A 16,164-nucleotide genomic window follows, 5' to 3' on the forward strand; every position below is an offset into this window, starting at 1 on the left:
CAAGCTTGTTGGTTTGGGCTTTTCCCGTTTCGCTCGCCGCTACTCAGGGAATCGAATTTTCTTTCTCTTCCTGCAGGTACTTAGATGTTTCAGTTCTCTGCGTCTACCTCGACTGCGCTATGTATTCACGCAGACGTAACATCCTATAAAAGATGCTGGGTTCCCCCATTCGGAAATCTCTGGATCATAGCTTACTTACAGCTCCCCAAAGCATATCGGTGTTAGTCCCGTCCTTCATCGGCTCCTAGTGCCAAGGCATCCACCGTGCGCCCTTATTCACTTAACCTTTGACCTTACGGTCGGTTTTGAGTACTTCTTCTAGCGATAGAAGGTTGCTCAAGAAAATAAGCGTTGAACTTATTAAAAAACTCTTTTAACATTTCAACTCGGTGTGTGTTACTTGTTTTGATTATTTCTTCGATATCCAGTTTTCAATGAACAAATTTTGTTTGAGAGTAAACCTCTCAAAACTGAACAAAGGCAAACGATGTGTAGTCTTCCGAAATATTCCTTAGAAAGGAGGTGATCCAGCCGCACCTTCCGATACGGCTACCTTGTTACGACTTCACCCCAATCATCTATCCCACCTTAGGCGGCTGGCTCCAAAAGGTTACCTCACCGACTTCGGGTGTTACAAACTCTCGTGGTGTGACGGGCGGTGTGTACAAGGCCCGGGAACGTATTCACCGCGGCGTGCTGATCCGCGATTACTAGCGATTCCGGCTTCATGTAGGCGAGTTGCAGCCTACAATCCGAACTGAGAGAAGCTTTAAGAGATTAGCTTAGCCTCGCGACTTCGCAACTCGTTGTACTTCCCATTGTAGCACGTGTGTAGCCCAGGTCATAAGGGGCATGATGATTTGACGTCATCCCCACCTTCCTCCGGTTTGTCACCGGCAGTCTCGCTAGAGTGCCCAACTAAATGATGGCAACTAACAATAAGGGTTGCGCTCGTTGCGGGACTTAACCCAACATCTCACGACACGAGCTGACGACAACCATGCACCACCTGTCACTTTGCCCCCGAAGGGGAAGCTCTATCTCTAGAGTGGTCAAAGGATGTCAAGACCTGGTAAGGTTCTTCGCGTTGCTTCGAATTAAACCACATGCTCCACCGCTTGTGCGGGCCCCCGTCAATTCCTTTGAGTTTCAACCTTGCGGTCGTACTCCCCAGGCGGAGTGCTTAATGCGTTTGCTGCAGCACTGAAGGGCGGAAACCCTCCAACACTTAGCACTCATCGTTTACGGCGTGGACTACCAGGGTATCTAATCCTGTTCGCTCCCCACGCTTTCGAGCCTCAGCGTCAGTTACAGACCAGAGAGCCGCCTTCGCCACTGGTGTTCCTCCATATATCTACGCATTTCACCGCTACACATGGAATTCCACTCTCCTCTTCTGCACTCAAGTCTCCCAGTTTCCAATGACCCTCCCCGGTTGAGCCGGGGGCTTTCACATCAGACTTAAGAAACCGCCTGCGCTCGCTTTACGCCCAATAAATCCGGACAACGCTTGCCACCTACGTATTACCGCGGCTGCTGGCACGTAGTTAGCCGTGGCTTTCTGGTTAGATACCGTCAAGGGATGAACATTTTACTCTCATCCTTGTTCTTCTCTAACAACAGAGTTTTACGATCCGAAAACCTTCTTCACTCACGCGGCGTTGCTCGGTCAGACTTTCGTCCATTGCCGAAGATTCCCTACTGCTGCCTCCCGTAGGAGTCTGGGCCGTGTCTCAGTCCCAGTGTGGCCGATCACCCTCTCAGGTCGGCTATGCATCGTTGCCTTGGTGAGCCGTTACCTCACCAACTAGCTAATGCACCGCGGGTCCATCCATCAGTGACGCAAAAGCGCCTTTCAACTTTCTTCCATGCGGAAAATAGTGTTATACGGTATTAGCACCTGTTTCCAAGTGTTATCCCCTTCTGATGGGCAGGTTACCCACGTGTTACTCACCCGTTCGCCACTCTTTTTCTTTCGGTGGAGCAAGCTCCGGTGAAAGAAAAAGCGTTCGACTTGCATGTATTAGGCACGCCGCCAGCGTTCGTCCTGAGCCAGGATCAAACTCTCATAATGATTTGTTTGAATGACCATACGGTCATTAAGCTCATAAAAATTAACTTTGCTAGCTATTGCTTGCATGTATTTGTTTCAATAAATTGAAACGTCCTACACATTGGTTCGTTTGCTTGCTTTGTTCAGTTTTCAAAGGTCTACCGTGCTGTGTTAGCAACTTTTATATCATATCAGAGTGACATTTAATTGTCAACTCTTTTTTAAAAAGTTTTTTTCGCTCGTTGTTTTTCAACTTCGTAGCGGCTGTCTCAGCGACTTAATTAGAATAACAAATGATATGTTATTTGTCAACAACTTTTTTTAATTAATTTTGTTGATGTATCAACATCAATTAACTGTTTTAAAATTGCGACTTCGTTATAATATCATCTGTCGAGCTGTGCGTCAACTACTTTTTTCAATTCTTTTTAGGAATTCATTTAGTCATTTGGCACATGTAATAATATACCAAGACTTGTGCTATTCGTCAACCATAAAATGATTGATAGACCAACGTTTCTAGTTACTCCGTTTCCAAAGATGATTCGTGATTTTTAGTCCGTGATTTCCGCCTTTTTTAAGGACTTTTTCCGTTATTATTAGCCTATCGTTCGTCTTTTTCCTTTTTGTGTTTTCTTAATTCCTATCATTCTTATAAATTTAAGTATGATTTTATCTATTTTGTGGAATATTTGCTAAAATGGAGAAAAGAATATTGTTCCTAGGAGGACCCAGTATGAAAATACTTGTAGCAGATGATGACAAAGAGATCGTAGAACTATTAAGCATTTACTTACACAATGAAGGCTATGAATCGGTCAAAGCATACGATGGAAAAGAAGCACTGACCAAGATTCGCACCACTTCTGATATCGAGCTATTGATCTTAGATATCATGATGCCTGAAATGGACGGCATGCAAGTCGTCAAAGAATTGAGAAAAGAATCCCAAATCCCCATTATTATGTTGACCGCTAAAACAACCGATATGGATAAGATTCGTGGATTGGTCGCCGGTGCTGATGATTATGTCACCAAACCTTTCAATCCATTAGAAGTCATGGCACGGGTAAAATCGTTATTGAGAAGAACCAAGATGCAGGCTGCTTCAAATCAACCAGAGATTCTGGAAGTAAGCTCCCTTATCATCAACCGCGATTCCCATGAAGTAAAAACGGTGGATGGCAATGAGATCCAATTGACCGCATTAGAATTTGGCATCCTCTACTTATTGGCATCGCATCCCAACCGTGTCTTTAGCGCCGATGAGATTTTTGAACGAGTTTGGAAACAAGAAAGTGTCGTTTCTGCCAAAACAGTGATGGTCCATGTCAGTCACTTGCGAGATAAGATCGAAGAAGCCACGGATGGTGAAAAAGTCATCCAAACAGTATGGGGGGTCGGCTACAAAATAGATGCGAAGTAAACCAACTGAAAAAAAGCGCAACACACCAATCGAAAAAAAGAAACGGATCACGTTGACCTCAAAGGAAATCAGTGAGTTATTTGCTGAAGGAATTGTAACGATTGTTCTTTTACTTCTATTAAATGTCGCTATTTTAGTCATCTTGACCTCAATACGAGAAAACTCACCGGTTTTAGTCGAAGCGATCTATGAATCAAAGAATGCGTTCACGGCTGCCTTCAACACAGATATCTTCCGCAGTGGTCGTAACTTCATTCTACCGATGTTCTTCCTATTAGATGTGATCGTCTTATATTGGCGTTTGATTCGTCGTTACCATCAAATGCAGCTACGTCACATTATCAGCGAGCTGCACTTTATCGCAGAAGGCAACTACGATCATCGCATCCCCTTCGAGTTACGGGGCGATTTAAGTCGGATCGTTTCTAATATCAATGGCTTAGTCGACAGTACGGTGGCGGCGATCGAAGATGAACGGCGGATCGAGCAATCCAAAGATGAGCTGATCACCAATGTCAGTCATGACATTCGGACACCATTGACTTCGATCATCGGCTACTTAGGTCTAATCGAAGATCGACAATACCATTCGGAAGAAGAATTGCTGAAATATACTCATACGGCGTATGTCAAAGCCAAACAAATGAAATCCCTCGTCGATGATTTGTTTGAATACACGAAAGTGCGTCAGCCTAGCGTGCCCATTAATGTGATGGAATTCGATATGGCCCAGCTGGTTGAACAATTGGCGGCGGACTTTGAATTAGAAGCTAGCCGAAAAGGCATCAAGATCGAGACCTACACCCGTCCAGAGCATATCGAAATGGATGGTGATACCGAAAAACTGGTGCGAGTTTTCAACAACCTGCTGTCAAATGCCTTGAAATACGGCAAAGGCGCCGATAAGATCCGCATGGAGGTCGAGAAAGTCGGAACCGAAGCGATCTTAACCGTCAAAAACAATGGGCAGATGATCCCTAAGCAAGCCCTTGATTCTCTATTCGACCGTTTCTACCGAGTGGAAGAATCCCGCTCTCAAGAAACAGGAGGAACTGGCTTAGGTCTAGCGATCGCTCAAAGCATCGTCGCCTTACATGGCGGCTATATCTATGCCAAATCAACGCCAGAATGGACGTCCTTTATTATTCATCTCCCGTTGAAGCGCAACAATTTGTCCAACACACAAACCTATGGTTGACGCCCCAACATTTTTTGGGTATGCTAAAGAAAATAATCAAGGCACAGAACCTAGTATATTTTTTTCATCTAGTAAAGAGAGCTGATGGTTGGTGAAAATCAGTGTTGGAAAAAATAGAATCCAGTTCTTTAACGTGTATTTTTCGAAAGAAAAATCGTTGGCTCACGATACGAGCAGCAAGGGCAGCGCAAGCTGAACTTGGGTGGCACCGCGAATGGTCATTTCGTCCCAAGCAACACGGGATCGGAATGGCCTTTTTTCTATGGAAAAATCAAAGGAGGATGTATCACTATGTTAGATGTAAAAATGATTCGCCAAAATTTTGCTGAAGTACAAAGCAAACTCGCAACACGAGGCGTGCAAAAAGAAGTATTGGACCGCTTTTTAACGCTTGACGAACGTCGCAGAGAACTCTTAGTCCAAACGGAAGAACGCAAGAAATTGCGCAACGATGTTTCTAGTGAGATCGCTGCCTTGAAACGGGCGAAAGAAGACGCGGCTGATAAAATTGCCCAAATGAAAGAAGTCGGCAGCCAAATCAAGCAATTGGATGAAGAGATCGCTCAAATTGATGAAGACATCAAAGAGATCGCCACGACATTGCCGAATTTGCCAAATGATTCTGTTCCAGTGGGCAAGGATGAAGACGACAATGTAGAAATCCGCCGCTGGGCAGAACCAAAAACCTTTGACTTTGAACCAAAACCCCATTGGGAGATCGCAGAAGACTTGGGCATCCTCGACTTTGAGCGGGGTGCCAAAGTTTCTGGCAGCCGCTTTGTTTACTACAAAGGCTTAGGTGCTCGTTTGGAACGTGCCTTATACAACTTCATGCTGGATCAGCATGTCTATGAGCATGGCTATACCGAGATGATCACCCCTTATATCGTCAATAGCCAAGCAATGTTTGGCACGGGGCAATTTCCAAAGTTCAAAGAAGATGTTTTCCAATTGGCAGATACGGATTTGACTTTGATTCCAACTGCTGAAGTACCTTTGACCAATTACTATCAAGGGGAGATCTTAGAACAAGAACAGCTCCCTGCCTACTTCACTGCCTTGAGCCCATCATTTCGTTCAGAAGCTGGCAGCGCTGGTCGTGATACTCGCGGCTTGATTCGCCTGCACCAGTTCAATAAAGTCGAAATGGTGAAATTCAGTGATGCTGACCATTCTTATGAAGAATTGGAAAAGATGACGGCTAATGCCGAAGATATTTTGCAAAAACTCAACTTGCCTTACCGAGTGCTTAGCTTGTGTACAGGAGATATGGGCTTTTCTGCGGCGAAGACCTATGATTTAGAGGTATGGATCCCTGCTCAGGAAATGTACCGTGAGATCAGCTCTTGCTCAAACTGTGAAGATTTCCAAGCACGCCGTGCCATGATCCGTTACCGCGATCAAGAGGGCAAGATTCACTACATGCATACACTAAATGGCTCTGGTCTGGCTGTCGGTCGGACGGTAGCCGCAGTGCTAGAAAATTATCAAAACGAAGACGGCAGTGTAACGGTACCAGAAGTTTTGGTTCCTTACATGGGCGGACTGACAAAAATCGAAAAAGCCTAAGCCTTAGCACCCTTAATTGCACCCCCTTCGTAACAGTCACACCACGTGAGCTGTTACGAAGGGGTTTTCTAGTTCACCTAATAGATAGTGGTTGCAAAAGATCCCCTAACGCCCTTGATCATTTCTTGCAAGAGAAACAACGCAACGAGGCTGTAATTTTTGAATGAATAATTAGAAAAATCCCTTCATCTTTTTAAGTCTCTATCAGAAACCGGGCATGATCGTTGAAAGTACCTGTGACTTATGGTAACGTGGGCATAATTTAGGATGGAATGAAGGGAGCTTCACCAATGCCCGAACGAAAGACCTATGCCCGTCGGAGTGACTTGCACAAGAAACCAAACAATAATCAAAAACGAACAGCGTCAGCTGAAGAAAGACCGAAAGGACCACCCTCGAGAAAGAAGCCGTATCGAAAAGCAATTTTTTCCTTATTCACCTTATTATTGATCGTTTTGATCGCGACGGCTGGCTCAGTCCTTTACACTTTACACCAGCAAGAAGTCGCAGCCCAAGAAAAATATGAGGCGGCTGCGGAGAAATTACTGGCATCAATCCAAGCAGAACAAAGTCAAAATGGGTTAAAAACAACGCCTGAAGTGCTCTCCAAAGGCGCAACCAAAGAATTGATCTACCGCCCGCAAGACCTTGATACGTTTCCCATCAAAGATATCAAAGAACGGTTGACACAAGCCGCTGATCACTTGCGTAAAAAACAAACGAATAAAGAAGTCGTCACCGTTGCCCGCATCCAAGCACAAGCAGCGGCTTCAAAGGTGTCTACTTATTCATTGAAAGCCGACAGCTATGTGTGGAATCGAGAAACCGGACGTTTTGAAGATGCGGACAGCCTAACGGATGCACCGATCTTCGTATCAGAGAAGACGCAAACCGAATTGTCTTTGAAAGAACTGGTTCCTGATGAAGGCAGCTTATTAGGTATTCAACAAGTCATTCAGCAGAAACTGCTGGATCAAGCCAAAGAACCCGCCAAAATCATCGACGCCGTCTTGGCCATGGAGCGGATCACCTTCGATTCGAAATTTACTTACGATCCAGAGAAGCTGACCATCGAATTGCCAAAAAATCAGACGGGAGCGACGGAAATCACCCTGCCTTACAGCGAGATCGCCCCATTCATTGATCCTGATCTCGTGGCTGCTGACCAACTCAACAATGCCTTGCCAAGTTTAGACCCCAATAAAAAATACGTGGCATTGACCTTTGATGATGGACCTAACAGTACCTCCACCATGGATCTGTTGAACATCTTACAAGAAAATGACGTTAAAGCGACCTTCTTTATGCTGGGACAAATGGTAGAGCAATATCCGCAAGCTGCTAAAAAAGTCCAAGAAGCTGGACACGAGATCGCCAGTCATTCTTACTCTCATCCGCAGCTGAATACTCTTTCAGCGGAAGATTTGCAGGCAGAAGTCACAAAAACCAACAAAGCCATTTATAATGCGACGGGTTTACTACCTAGAAATTTACGGCCCCCTTATGGCGCTATCGACAAACAAAGCGCAGAAACCATTGGCATGCCGATCATTCAATGGGACATCGATTCTCAAGACTGGAAATTGAAGGATCCGAAGAAGATCAATGCCTTGGTGCAACAAAATGTCTTTAATGGTGCCATGATCTTGATCCATGATATTCACCCGAAATCTGTGAAAGCCGTACCGGGAGTCATTAAAATGCTCAAAAACGAAGGCTACGAATTCGTGACTGTCGATCAATTATTAGAAGCACGGCAAAAACCATTGCATCAATACTTTGGGATGAACGACGAGCGCCTCGTTGACTAAATAAAAAAAGGAACGCAGCAAATTGTCTCTTGCTGCGTTCCTTTTTGGTTATTGGATCGTTCCCTCTTTTTTTAGCCCTTCTTATCCTCATATACATTGGTCACAAAAATTTGGATCAACAGTTCAGCGACAGCTTTTGGCGGCATCATTGAGAAATCTTTGAGCCAGCGTTCGATCAACCCGATAGACCCGCAGACAAAAAAGCTAAGACACAGTTCCAATTCTTCCTCGGAAGCATCTTGAAAGTATTGGGCAAACCGTTTCAAGGTCTCCGGTTTGATCTCTGACAATAAAAGATTCAGCAAATGGCTGTTGTTCAACAAAATCAAATGGGTGGTACTAGGATTCTCATACAAAATCGTCAACAGCTTTTCCAACCAAAGATCCAATGACAAATTTTCCTGCTGCAAGTTCGATGCGATCTGCTCAACAAGCTCTCCTTCGATCTCCTCCAACAAAGCGGCCGTATCCTTATAATATTTATAAAATGTTCCTCGGTTGATATCGGCTCGTTCCGCAATCTCTTTGATCGTGATTTTGCGGTACTCTTTTTCCAACAATAACTCCTGAAAGGCGCGTCGGATCACTTTTTTCGAGTAGATCGTTCGACGATTCCCCACAGTCCCCACCATATCGTTTCCCCTTTTCTCTGTACATTTGATCAATATTTGTCTATTTAATGACAAATACGTAAGCATTGAGGATTGCTCTTACTTTTCTTTCTTAGTATACTAACACCATGTGATTAAATCAACACGTGTTTAAAAAATGGAGGCTTTATTAATGAGTTATGTTGAAGTAAAGAATGAATATAAACGCTATCAGATGGGCGAAACCACCATCACTGCCAACAACGATCTTTCCTTTGCCATTGAAGAAAGCGAATTAGTGGTGATCCTTGGCCCCAGTGGTGCAGGAAAATCGACCGTTTTGAATATATTAGGTGGGATGGATTCGCCAGATGAAGGACAAATCATTATCGACAATGTCGATATCGCGAAGTTTAACGACAAACAGCTGACGGAATACCGCCGCAAAGACGTCGGGTTCGTCTTCCAGTTTTATAATTTGGTGCCGAACCTGACAGCGAAAGAAAACATTGAATTGGCAACAGAAGTCTCACCGAATGCACTCGATCCTGATGAAGTCTTAGCACAAGTCGGGTTAGAAAACCGTAAAAACAACTTTCCTTCGCAGCTCTCTGGTGGGGAACAGCAGCGGGTATCGATCGCTCGGGCGTTAGCCAAAAACCCGAAATTGCTATTATGCGATGAACCAACCGGTGCGCTGGATTTTGAAACAGGCAAACAAGTGTTGAAGCTTTTGCAAAACGCCAGTCGGAAAAACGGCAATACGGTGTTGATCATTACCCATAACAGCGCCATTGCCCCGATCGCCGATCGGGTGATCCATATCAACGATGCCACTGTCCGTTCCATTGAAGAGAATCCTCATCCAATCTCGATCGATGAAATCGTTTGGTAGGAGGATCTGATGAAAAATAAAACCTATCTTAAAGCAAGTTTGCGGGAGATTCGCCAATCAAAAGGCCGCTTTATCGCAATCACCTTGATCATTTTTTTAGGAACGTTTCTCTTTGTCGGTGTCAAAGCGACGGGACCGATCCTGAACCATTCCGCGAGTGAATATGTCAACGGTCAGCATTTAGCAGATCTGCAAGTCACTTCCACGCTGGGATTGACGGAGGACGACATTGATGCGGCGGAAAAAAGCGGTGCGCACACAGAAGCCGCCTATCAATTTTATTACGCTGCCAATTCAGATGAAGTCGTGCAAGTAACCTCTTATGATCCCTCGCAGGAACTCAACCAGCTACTGGTGAAGGACGGCCGATTGCCAGAAAAAGCCGATGAAATCGTGCTGGACACCGAAGCAAAAAATTATGGCTGGCAAATAGGGGATACTTTTACGATCGATGATGCCGATAATCTGTCGGACAAAGACTATACGATCGTTGGGTTCGCCACCTCTCCCATTTATATCAGTGCTGCCGAACGTGGCTATGCGAATGTCGGCAGCGGTGTCGTGACGTATTTTGCTTATGTACCGGAAGAACAGTTCAAGATGGAGGTCAAATCGATCCTTTATCTCGCCTTTGATGATGTCGCAGGCCTTGAAACATACTCCGATGCGTATACCGACAAGATGGCAGCCCATCAAGAAACGATTGAGGAACTGTTTGCGGATCGCCCTAAAGAACGCTTAGCAGAAATTCAGCAAGATGCTTTTGATGAATTAGCGCCTGCAGAAAAAGAAGTCCGTGATGGACAAAAACAGTTAGCTGATGGACAAGCCCAACTGGATCAGGCCAAAGCGGAACTAGAACAACAGCAAGCCGCCTTGGCACAGCTGCCGCCCGTACAACAAGCAGCCCTCGAAGGCCAATTGACCGCTGGGGAAGAAGAGTTGACACAGCAGCAAACCCAATTAGAGGAACAGCAACAAGAACTAACCGATGCCCAACAAACACTGGCAGAAAAACGTACAGAGATCGAAGACTTGGCAGAACCTACGTATCTTTACAACCAACGCAAAGACAACCCCGGTTTCCAAGAGTATGGTGGGCTGTCTGATCGTATCGCAGCGATCGCCAATGTGTTCCCTGTCTTCTTTTTCTTTATCGCTGCGTTGATCACCTTTACGACACTGACGCGGATGGTAGAAGAAAACCGCAAAGAGATCGGTACCTTAAAAGCGATGGGCTATGGCAAAGTCGAGATCTCCCTTAAATATTTGATTTATGCCCTCCTGTCTTCGGCCATTGGCATTATCAGTGGTGCCGTATTAGGGACGGAACTGTTGCCGCGTTTGATTTATTTTCTATCCAGCGAACGGTATCTTTTAGACGGGATTCGCGTCTATTATGTCTGGTCGCCAATTATTTTGGCCGCGATCGCCTTTTTACTGGCGACGCTCGGTGCTTGCCTCTTTGTTTTGATCAAAGAATTGCGGGAAAAACCTGCCCAGCTACTGCAAGTTCGGGCGCCAAAACCTGGGAAACGGATTTTATTAGAGGCCATTACACCCTTATGGTCACGTTTAAGCTTCAATCAAAAAGTCAGCTTCCGTAACATCTTCCGCTACAAATCGCGAATGATCATGGCAATCATTGGCATCGCCGGCTGTACGGGACTGATGGTGGCAGGCGTTGGGTTGAAAGATTCCTTAAGTGCTGTGACTGCGAAACAATTTGGGCCCATTACGGATTATCAAGCCGTCGTGACCTTAAATGATGCGAAGGAAGAAACCGTTGCTGCCGCTGAAACGGTTTTAACAGACGATCCTCTTGTGACCCATTCGATGCTAGTCTACAATGAAACGATCGAGATTCGACCAGCTAACCAAGGAAAACAAAGTTTGACCTTGATGGTTCCGGCAGATCAAGAAGCTTTTACCGACTATGTCCATTTGAAAACGACGGAAGGGCAGAAGCTGCCATTAACAGAAGGCGCCGTACTGACTATGAAATACGCAGAATTGTATGATCTGCAGGTTGGGGATACATTGACCTTCTATACTAGCGATCAAGAAGCTTTTGAAGTACCTATCAGCGGCATCGCAGAAAACTATTTAGGCAATTCTCTGTATCTGTCACCGACTCTTTACGAAGAAATCACCGACAGTGCCTTTGAACCGAATGCGTTCTTAGTCAAAAGCAAGACGATGACGAAAAAACAAGAGGAAGCTTTATCAACAGCCTTGTTAGATACCGACAAAGTCAAAAACACGACGTTCCTTTCCACTCAGATCAAAATGCAGGATGATTCGATGGGCAACTTGAACTCCATTGTCTTGATCTTAGTTGTACTATCAGGGGCATTAGCCTTTGTCGTCTTGTATAACTTGACCAACATCAATGTTTCCGAGCGGATTCGCGAGCTTTCTACTATTAAAGTATTAGGGTTTTACAATAAAGAAGTCACCATGTACATCGTACGGGAAAATATCGTCTTTACGTTATTTGGGATTCTCGCTGGCTACGTGGTAGGTTACTTCTTGACTGACTTTATTTTGATCCAAGCTTCGATGGAAAACATGGTCTTTCCATTAGTGATCAATTGGCCGGCTTATGCTTTAGCCGGCGGCATGACGATTCTCTTTACGATCATCGTGATGTACGTCACCCATGTAAAACTGACTCATGTCAACATGATCGATGCGTTGAAATCAAACGAATAAGCTGCTGCTAAAGCGATTTGCTGATCATCCAGCAGCGATTTTAAAGAAAAGGACGCCACTCTTGCCTAGATAGCTGAGAGTGACGTCCTTTTTTGAACAAATAATCCCCTCTGTCCGCTTTTGAACAGAGGGGGCGTTGGTTTTCACGTGAAACATTTTATGATTTTACAGAGTAGTTTGGTGCTTCTTTCGTGATTTGAACATCGTGGGGATGTGATTCTTTTAGTCCGTTGCCGCTCATTTGGATGAATTGTGCTTCATCACGTAATTGCTGTAGATTGCCAGCACCGACATAACCCATCCCTGATTTCAACCCGCCGATCATTTGGAAGATGATATCAGAAACGCTGCCTTTATAAGCGACACGCCCTTCAATGCCTTCTGGAACCAATTTGTTGGCTTCGTTTACGCCACCTTGGAAGTAACGGTCGCTGGAGCCTTTTTCCATTGCCCCCAGTGAACCCATTCCGCGGTACGTTTTGAAGCGACGGCCTTGGTAGATTTCAAATTCACCTGGTGATTCATCGGTTCCTGCCAACATGCTACCTAGCATTACAGCATGTCCGCCAGCTGCTAAAGCTTTGACGATATCCCCAGAGTATTTGATCCCACCATCAGCAATGATTGCTTTTCCGTATTGACGTGCCACAGAGGCTGCATCATAGATCGCGGTCAATTGAGGAACTCCGACACCGGCTACCACCCGAGTGGTACAGATCGAGCCTGGACCGATCCCGACTTTTACGACATCGACACCAGCATCATACAATGCTTTCGTGCCTTCTGCAGTGGCAACATTTCCAGCAATCAATGTCGCTTCTGGGAAATGCGCACGAATTTCAGAGATTTTGCGTAAAACACCCGCACTGTGTCCGTGGGCAGTATCAATAACAATCGCGTCCACGCCTGCATCCAATAATGCTTGTGCGCGCTCAAAGGTATCGCTGGTAACGCCGACTGCCGCTGCCACTAATAGGCGTCCATGCGTGTCTTTGGCTGCATTCGGGAATTCGATCACTTTTTCAATATCTTTGATAGTGATCAAACCGCTTAAGATCCCTGCTTCATCAACGATCGGTAATTTTTCGATCTTGTGTTGTTGTAAGATTTTTTCAGCGTCTTTCAACGACGTACCGACAGGTGCTGTGATCAATTGGTCTTTGGTCATCACATCATTGATCGGCATCGTATAATCCGTGACAAAACGCATGTCGCGGTTCGTGATGATACCGACTAATTTGCGGTTTTCCATCGTTTCTACGATCGGTACCCCGCTGATGCGGTACTTGCTCATCAAATGTTCTGCATCAGCAACTAAGTGGCTTGGTGTTAAGAAAAACGGATCGATGATCACGCCGCTTTCAGAACGTTTTACTTTGCGCACTTCATCTGCTTGCGCTGCGATACTCATGTTTTTGTGAATCACGCCAAGTCCGCCTTGACGCGCCATTGAGATCGCCATTTTACTATCAGTTACGGTATCCATACTGGCACTTATGATTGGAATATTTAGTGTAATATTCGGGGCAAGCTGCACTTTCATATCCACGTCATTTGGCAAGACGTGACTTTCTGCCGGAATCAATAAGACATCATCAAACGTTAACCCTTTTTTTACAAATTTGGTTTCCCAGTTGGACATTTTTGTAACCACTCCTTAAAGTTTTTAGGTATTTTAAAAAAAATAGCAAAGATTTTTTCATAAGTCAACCATTCGGAAAGCTTTCTTAATAATCCTCTTCAAACCTTTGGTCAAATCTCATAATTCGCCATTTTTTCTAAAAAAACACGCTGATCGTGCGGTCTTTTTTAACAAAAGAAGGCGCACGATCAACGTGTAGTCATCAGCCTCTAGGAACAGACATACTGCTGATGATATTGTATTTGCGTTTCAAGTAGTACTTCGCTGCTAATGCCACTGCCCCGATCAAGGCTTCGATCACAGGATCCACTTGTGGATTCAATGGTGGTTGGATCATCGCAGAAAGCGAAATCACAACGATCCATAGCATGAAGGCTGCGACTAAAATCAAAATGATCTTCCACATCTTCGGCCGTTTGCTCTTATCGGCACCTGGGCGTTCATATTGATACATGTATTTGTACATCAAGTAGAAGACCCAACCAGCAAGCATCGCCATCAAGAAGAGGGTCAATAAGCCATAAGGTTGTGCTTGTCCTCTAGTAAAGATCCCCATAACCCCTAACATCAAGCCAAAAATCCCTAAAATCAGCAAGGTGCTATCCAACCACATCAAGAAAGGGCCGGATTCTTTTTGCTCAACGGGTTTGTTGATGATGGCTTCGGTGCGTTCAGACACTGTACCAAATAATTGGCGGGCTGTTTTGCCGCCTTTTTGTTCTTTGACTAAGACCGGCAGCATCTCATGCAAGGCAATCGTTTTTTCTTCTTCAGAAAGATTGGCTGCCTCTAGCGATTTTTTTAAATCAAATATATATTGTTGGTTTCGTTTTGTTAATTGTTGTTCTAATTCACGATTTTCGGAAACATAATTTCGCAGAGTTTCTGGTTCCATGAATTGATTCTCCCTTCTGCGTTTTCTTCACAATGGACATTTTACCACAAATTCACTGGGAAGAAAGCCCTTTATACGTTAAAACGGAACAACATCACGTCGCCATCTTGCACGACATAATCTTTTCCTTCCAAACGTACCCGACCGGCTTCTTTGGCCGCTTGCATCGTGCCGTATTGGTTCAGATCTTCAAAGGAAACAGTTTCCGCACGAATAAAGCCGCGCTCAAAGTCCGTATGGATGATCCCCGCTGCTTGCGGTGCTTTGATGCCTTTGCGGAACGTCCACGCACGCACTTCTTGTTCACCAGCGGTAAAGTACGTTGCTAGACCCAATAAATCATAGGCGGCACGAATCAATTGATCCAACCCTGATTCTTCAATTCCTAATGCTTCTAAAAACTCTGCTTTGTCTTCTTCTTCCAGCTCAGCGATCTCTTCTTCGGCACGAGCACTGATGACGATCACTTCCGCATTTTCGCTCGCTGCAAATTCCTTCACTTTGTTGACATAGTCATTGGTTTCATAGTCTGCCACGTCTTCTTCTGCTACGTTGGCAACGTATAAGACTGGTTTGGTCGTTAGTAAAAACAAACTTTTGACGATGCGCTGTTCTTCATCTGTAAATTCGATCGAACGAGCAGAGATCCCTTCTTCTAGGACCGGTTTGATTTTATCAAGAACGGCCAATTCCGCAACCGCATCTTTGTCTTTGGTTTTGGCAATTTTTGCGACCCGAGTATAGCGCTTGTTGACGGATTCTAAATCTGCTAAAACCAACTCCAAGTTGATGGTGTCGATATCAGCTAATGGGTCCACGCGGCCTTCCACGTGGGTGATGTTGTCGTCGTCGAAACAACGAACGACATGACAGATCGCATCCACTTGGCGGATATGGCTCAAAAATTGGTTACCTAATCCTTCCCCTTTGCTAGCACCGCGGACGATTCCAGCAATATCCGTAAATTCAAAGGTGGTTGGGACCGTCTTTTTCGGACGGACTAATTCTGTTAAACGCTGTAAGCGCCAATCTGGCACTTCCACCATTCCTACATTCGGATCGATCGTCGCAAACGGATAGTTTGCGGCTTCTGCTCCTGCTTTGGTTATTGCATTAAATAAAGTAGATTTGCCCACATTTGGCAATCCAACGATTCCGGCAGTTAACGCCATGCTTCACTTCACTCTTTCTCTTTTTTTTCTAGGATTTTCTTCATCTTTTTATCAAATTCTCGGCGTGTCATCATGACGATGTGGCCGCAATTCGTACACTTTATTTTGATGTCTGCCCCCATGCGGATGATTTCCCAACGATTGGCTTTGCAGGCATGCGGTTTTTTCATTTCGACAATATCCCCAAGATCATACATC

Annotated in this window: 11 protein-coding genes, 2 rRNA genes and 1 other annotated feature (1 of these 14 running past the window's edge); of the genes, 6 read left to right on the forward strand and 7 right to left on the reverse strand. The window is 44.9% G+C overall.

All coding sequences use genetic code 11. The annotated features are described in order from the left end of the window. Positions 1-286, reverse strand: a 23S ribosomal RNA gene (locus IGJ25_RS01110) (it extends 2,629 nt beyond the left edge of the window). A gap of 229 nt (positions 287-515) precedes the next feature. Further along, a 16S ribosomal RNA gene (locus tag IGJ25_RS01115) occupies positions 516-2,074 on the reverse strand. The 16S and 23S rRNA genes sit together here, the layout of an rRNA operon. Positions 2,075-2,789: 715 nt before the next feature. Between IGJ25_RS01115 and IGJ25_RS01120 the strand changes: the two genes are divergently transcribed. The 4 genes from IGJ25_RS01120 to IGJ25_RS01135 all read left to right on the forward strand — a co-directional run bounded on the left by IGJ25_RS01120 (position 2,790) and on the right by IGJ25_RS01135 (position 8,057). Continuing rightward, positions 2,790-3,479, forward strand: coding sequence for a response regulator transcription factor (locus IGJ25_RS01120; RefSeq protein WP_008376963.1), 690 nt, complete (start codon positions 2,790-2,792; stop codon positions 3,477-3,479). Next, complete coding sequence (locus IGJ25_RS01125; RefSeq protein WP_005226244.1) at positions 3,469-4,677, forward strand: sensor histidine kinase; 1,209 nt, start codon at positions 3,469-3,471, stop codon at positions 4,675-4,677. The genes IGJ25_RS01120 and IGJ25_RS01125 overlap by 11 nt, the downstream gene beginning before the upstream one ends. A 35-nt stretch (positions 4,678-4,712) precedes the next feature. Further along, positions 4,713-4,911: a binding site (T-box leader), on the forward strand. Between the two features lie 57 nt (positions 4,912-4,968). Then, positions 4,969-6,246, forward strand: a complete 1,278-nt coding sequence (serS, locus tag IGJ25_RS01130; RefSeq protein ID WP_015510637.1) for a serine--tRNA ligase — start codon at positions 4,969-4,971, stop codon at positions 6,244-6,246. Between the two features lie 290 nt (positions 6,247-6,536). Further along, complete coding sequence (locus tag IGJ25_RS01135) at positions 6,537-8,057, forward strand: polysaccharide deacetylase family protein (protein WP_081116719.1); 1,521 nt, start codon at positions 6,537-6,539, stop codon at positions 8,055-8,057. A gap of 71 nt (positions 8,058-8,128) precedes the next feature. Here IGJ25_RS01135 and IGJ25_RS01140 read toward each other — a convergent pair whose 3' ends face one another. Then, positions 8,129-8,755, reverse strand: a complete 627-nt coding sequence (locus IGJ25_RS01140; RefSeq protein WP_081116718.1) for a TetR/AcrR family transcriptional regulator — start codon at positions 8,753-8,755, stop codon at positions 8,129-8,131. A gap of 85 nt (positions 8,756-8,840) precedes the next feature. Between IGJ25_RS01140 and IGJ25_RS01145 the strand changes: the two genes are divergently transcribed. Next, a complete protein-coding gene (locus tag IGJ25_RS01145) occupies positions 8,841-9,542 on the forward strand; it encodes an ABC transporter ATP-binding protein (protein WP_081116717.1) in 702 nt (233 codons plus the stop codon). Between the two features lie 9 nt (positions 9,543-9,551). Beyond that, on the forward strand, positions 9,552-12,257 hold the full coding sequence (locus IGJ25_RS01150) for an ABC transporter permease (protein WP_060791710.1): 2,706 nt from the start codon (positions 9,552-9,554) through the stop codon (positions 12,255-12,257). A gap of 157 nt (positions 12,258-12,414) precedes the next feature. On the opposite strand, the gene guaB is transcribed toward IGJ25_RS01150, so the two are convergent. The 4 genes from guaB to IGJ25_RS01170 all read right to left on the reverse strand — a co-directional run bounded on the left by guaB (position 12,415) and on the right by IGJ25_RS01170 (position 16,163). Beyond that, the gene (gene guaB / locus IGJ25_RS01155) at positions 12,415-13,899 is read right to left on the reverse strand and encodes an IMP dehydrogenase (RefSeq protein ID WP_005226250.1); all 1,485 of its coding nucleotides are present in this window, start codon (positions 13,897-13,899) and stop codon (positions 12,415-12,417) included. Positions 13,900-14,101: 202 nt separating this feature from the next. Then, positions 14,102-14,794 (reverse strand): DUF1129 domain-containing protein, encoded by a 693-nt coding sequence (locus IGJ25_RS01160; protein WP_010748460.1) that lies wholly within the window; start codon positions 14,792-14,794, stop codon positions 14,102-14,104. A 71-nt stretch (positions 14,795-14,865) separates the two neighbouring features. Next, the gene (ychF, locus tag IGJ25_RS01165) at positions 14,866-15,966 is read right to left on the reverse strand and encodes a redox-regulated ATPase YchF (RefSeq protein ID WP_005226252.1); all 1,101 of its coding nucleotides are present in this window, start codon (positions 15,964-15,966) and stop codon (positions 14,866-14,868) included. 8 nt (positions 15,967-15,974) lie between these two features. Then, entirely contained in the window at positions 15,975-16,163 is a 189-nt protein-coding gene (locus tag IGJ25_RS01170; protein ID WP_005226253.1) for a DUF951 domain-containing protein, read from the reverse strand. Between the last annotated feature and the right edge of the window lies 1 nt (position 16,164).

The organism is Enterococcus sp. DIV0240d, assembly GCF_051711245.1.
Classification (GTDB): Bacteria; Bacillota; Bacilli; order Lactobacillales; family Enterococcaceae; genus Enterococcus_D; species Enterococcus_D casseliflavus.

Bases quoted from the DNA above. Each gene is read 5' to 3' on its own strand.
- IGJ25_RS01120 (WP_008376963.1), top strand. From the start codon at position 2,790: ATGAAAATACTTGTAGCAGATGATGACAAAGAGATCGTAGAACTATTA.
- IGJ25_RS01125 (WP_005226244.1), top strand. From the start codon at position 3,469: ATGCGAAGTAAACCAACTGAAAAAAAGCGCAACACACCAATCGAAAAA.
- serS (WP_015510637.1), top strand. From the start codon at position 4,969: ATGTTAGATGTAAAAATGATTCGCCAAAATTTTGCTGAAGTACAAAGC.
- IGJ25_RS01135 (WP_081116719.1), top strand. From the start codon at position 6,537: ATGCCCGAACGAAAGACCTATGCCCGTCGGAGTGACTTGCACAAGAAA.
- IGJ25_RS01140 (WP_081116718.1), bottom strand. From the start codon at position 8,755: ATGCTTACGTATTTGTCATTAAATAGACAAATATTGATCAAATGTACA.
- IGJ25_RS01145 (WP_081116717.1), top strand. From the start codon at position 8,841: ATGAGTTATGTTGAAGTAAAGAATGAATATAAACGCTATCAGATGGGC.
- IGJ25_RS01150 (WP_060791710.1), top strand. From the start codon at position 9,552: ATGAAAAATAAAACCTATCTTAAAGCAAGTTTGCGGGAGATTCGCCAA.
- guaB (WP_005226250.1), bottom strand. From the start codon at position 13,899: ATGTCCAACTGGGAAACCAAATTTGTAAAAAAAGGGTTAACGTTTGAT.
- IGJ25_RS01160 (WP_010748460.1), bottom strand. From the start codon at position 14,794: ATGGAACCAGAAACTCTGCGAAATTATGTTTCCGAAAATCGTGAATTA.
- ychF (WP_005226252.1), bottom strand. From the start codon at position 15,966: ATGGCGTTAACTGCCGGAATCGTTGGATTGCCAAATGTGGGCAAATCT.
- IGJ25_RS01170 (WP_005226253.1), bottom strand. From the start codon at position 16,163: ATGTATGATCTTGGGGATATTGTCGAAATGAAAAAACCGCATGCCTGC.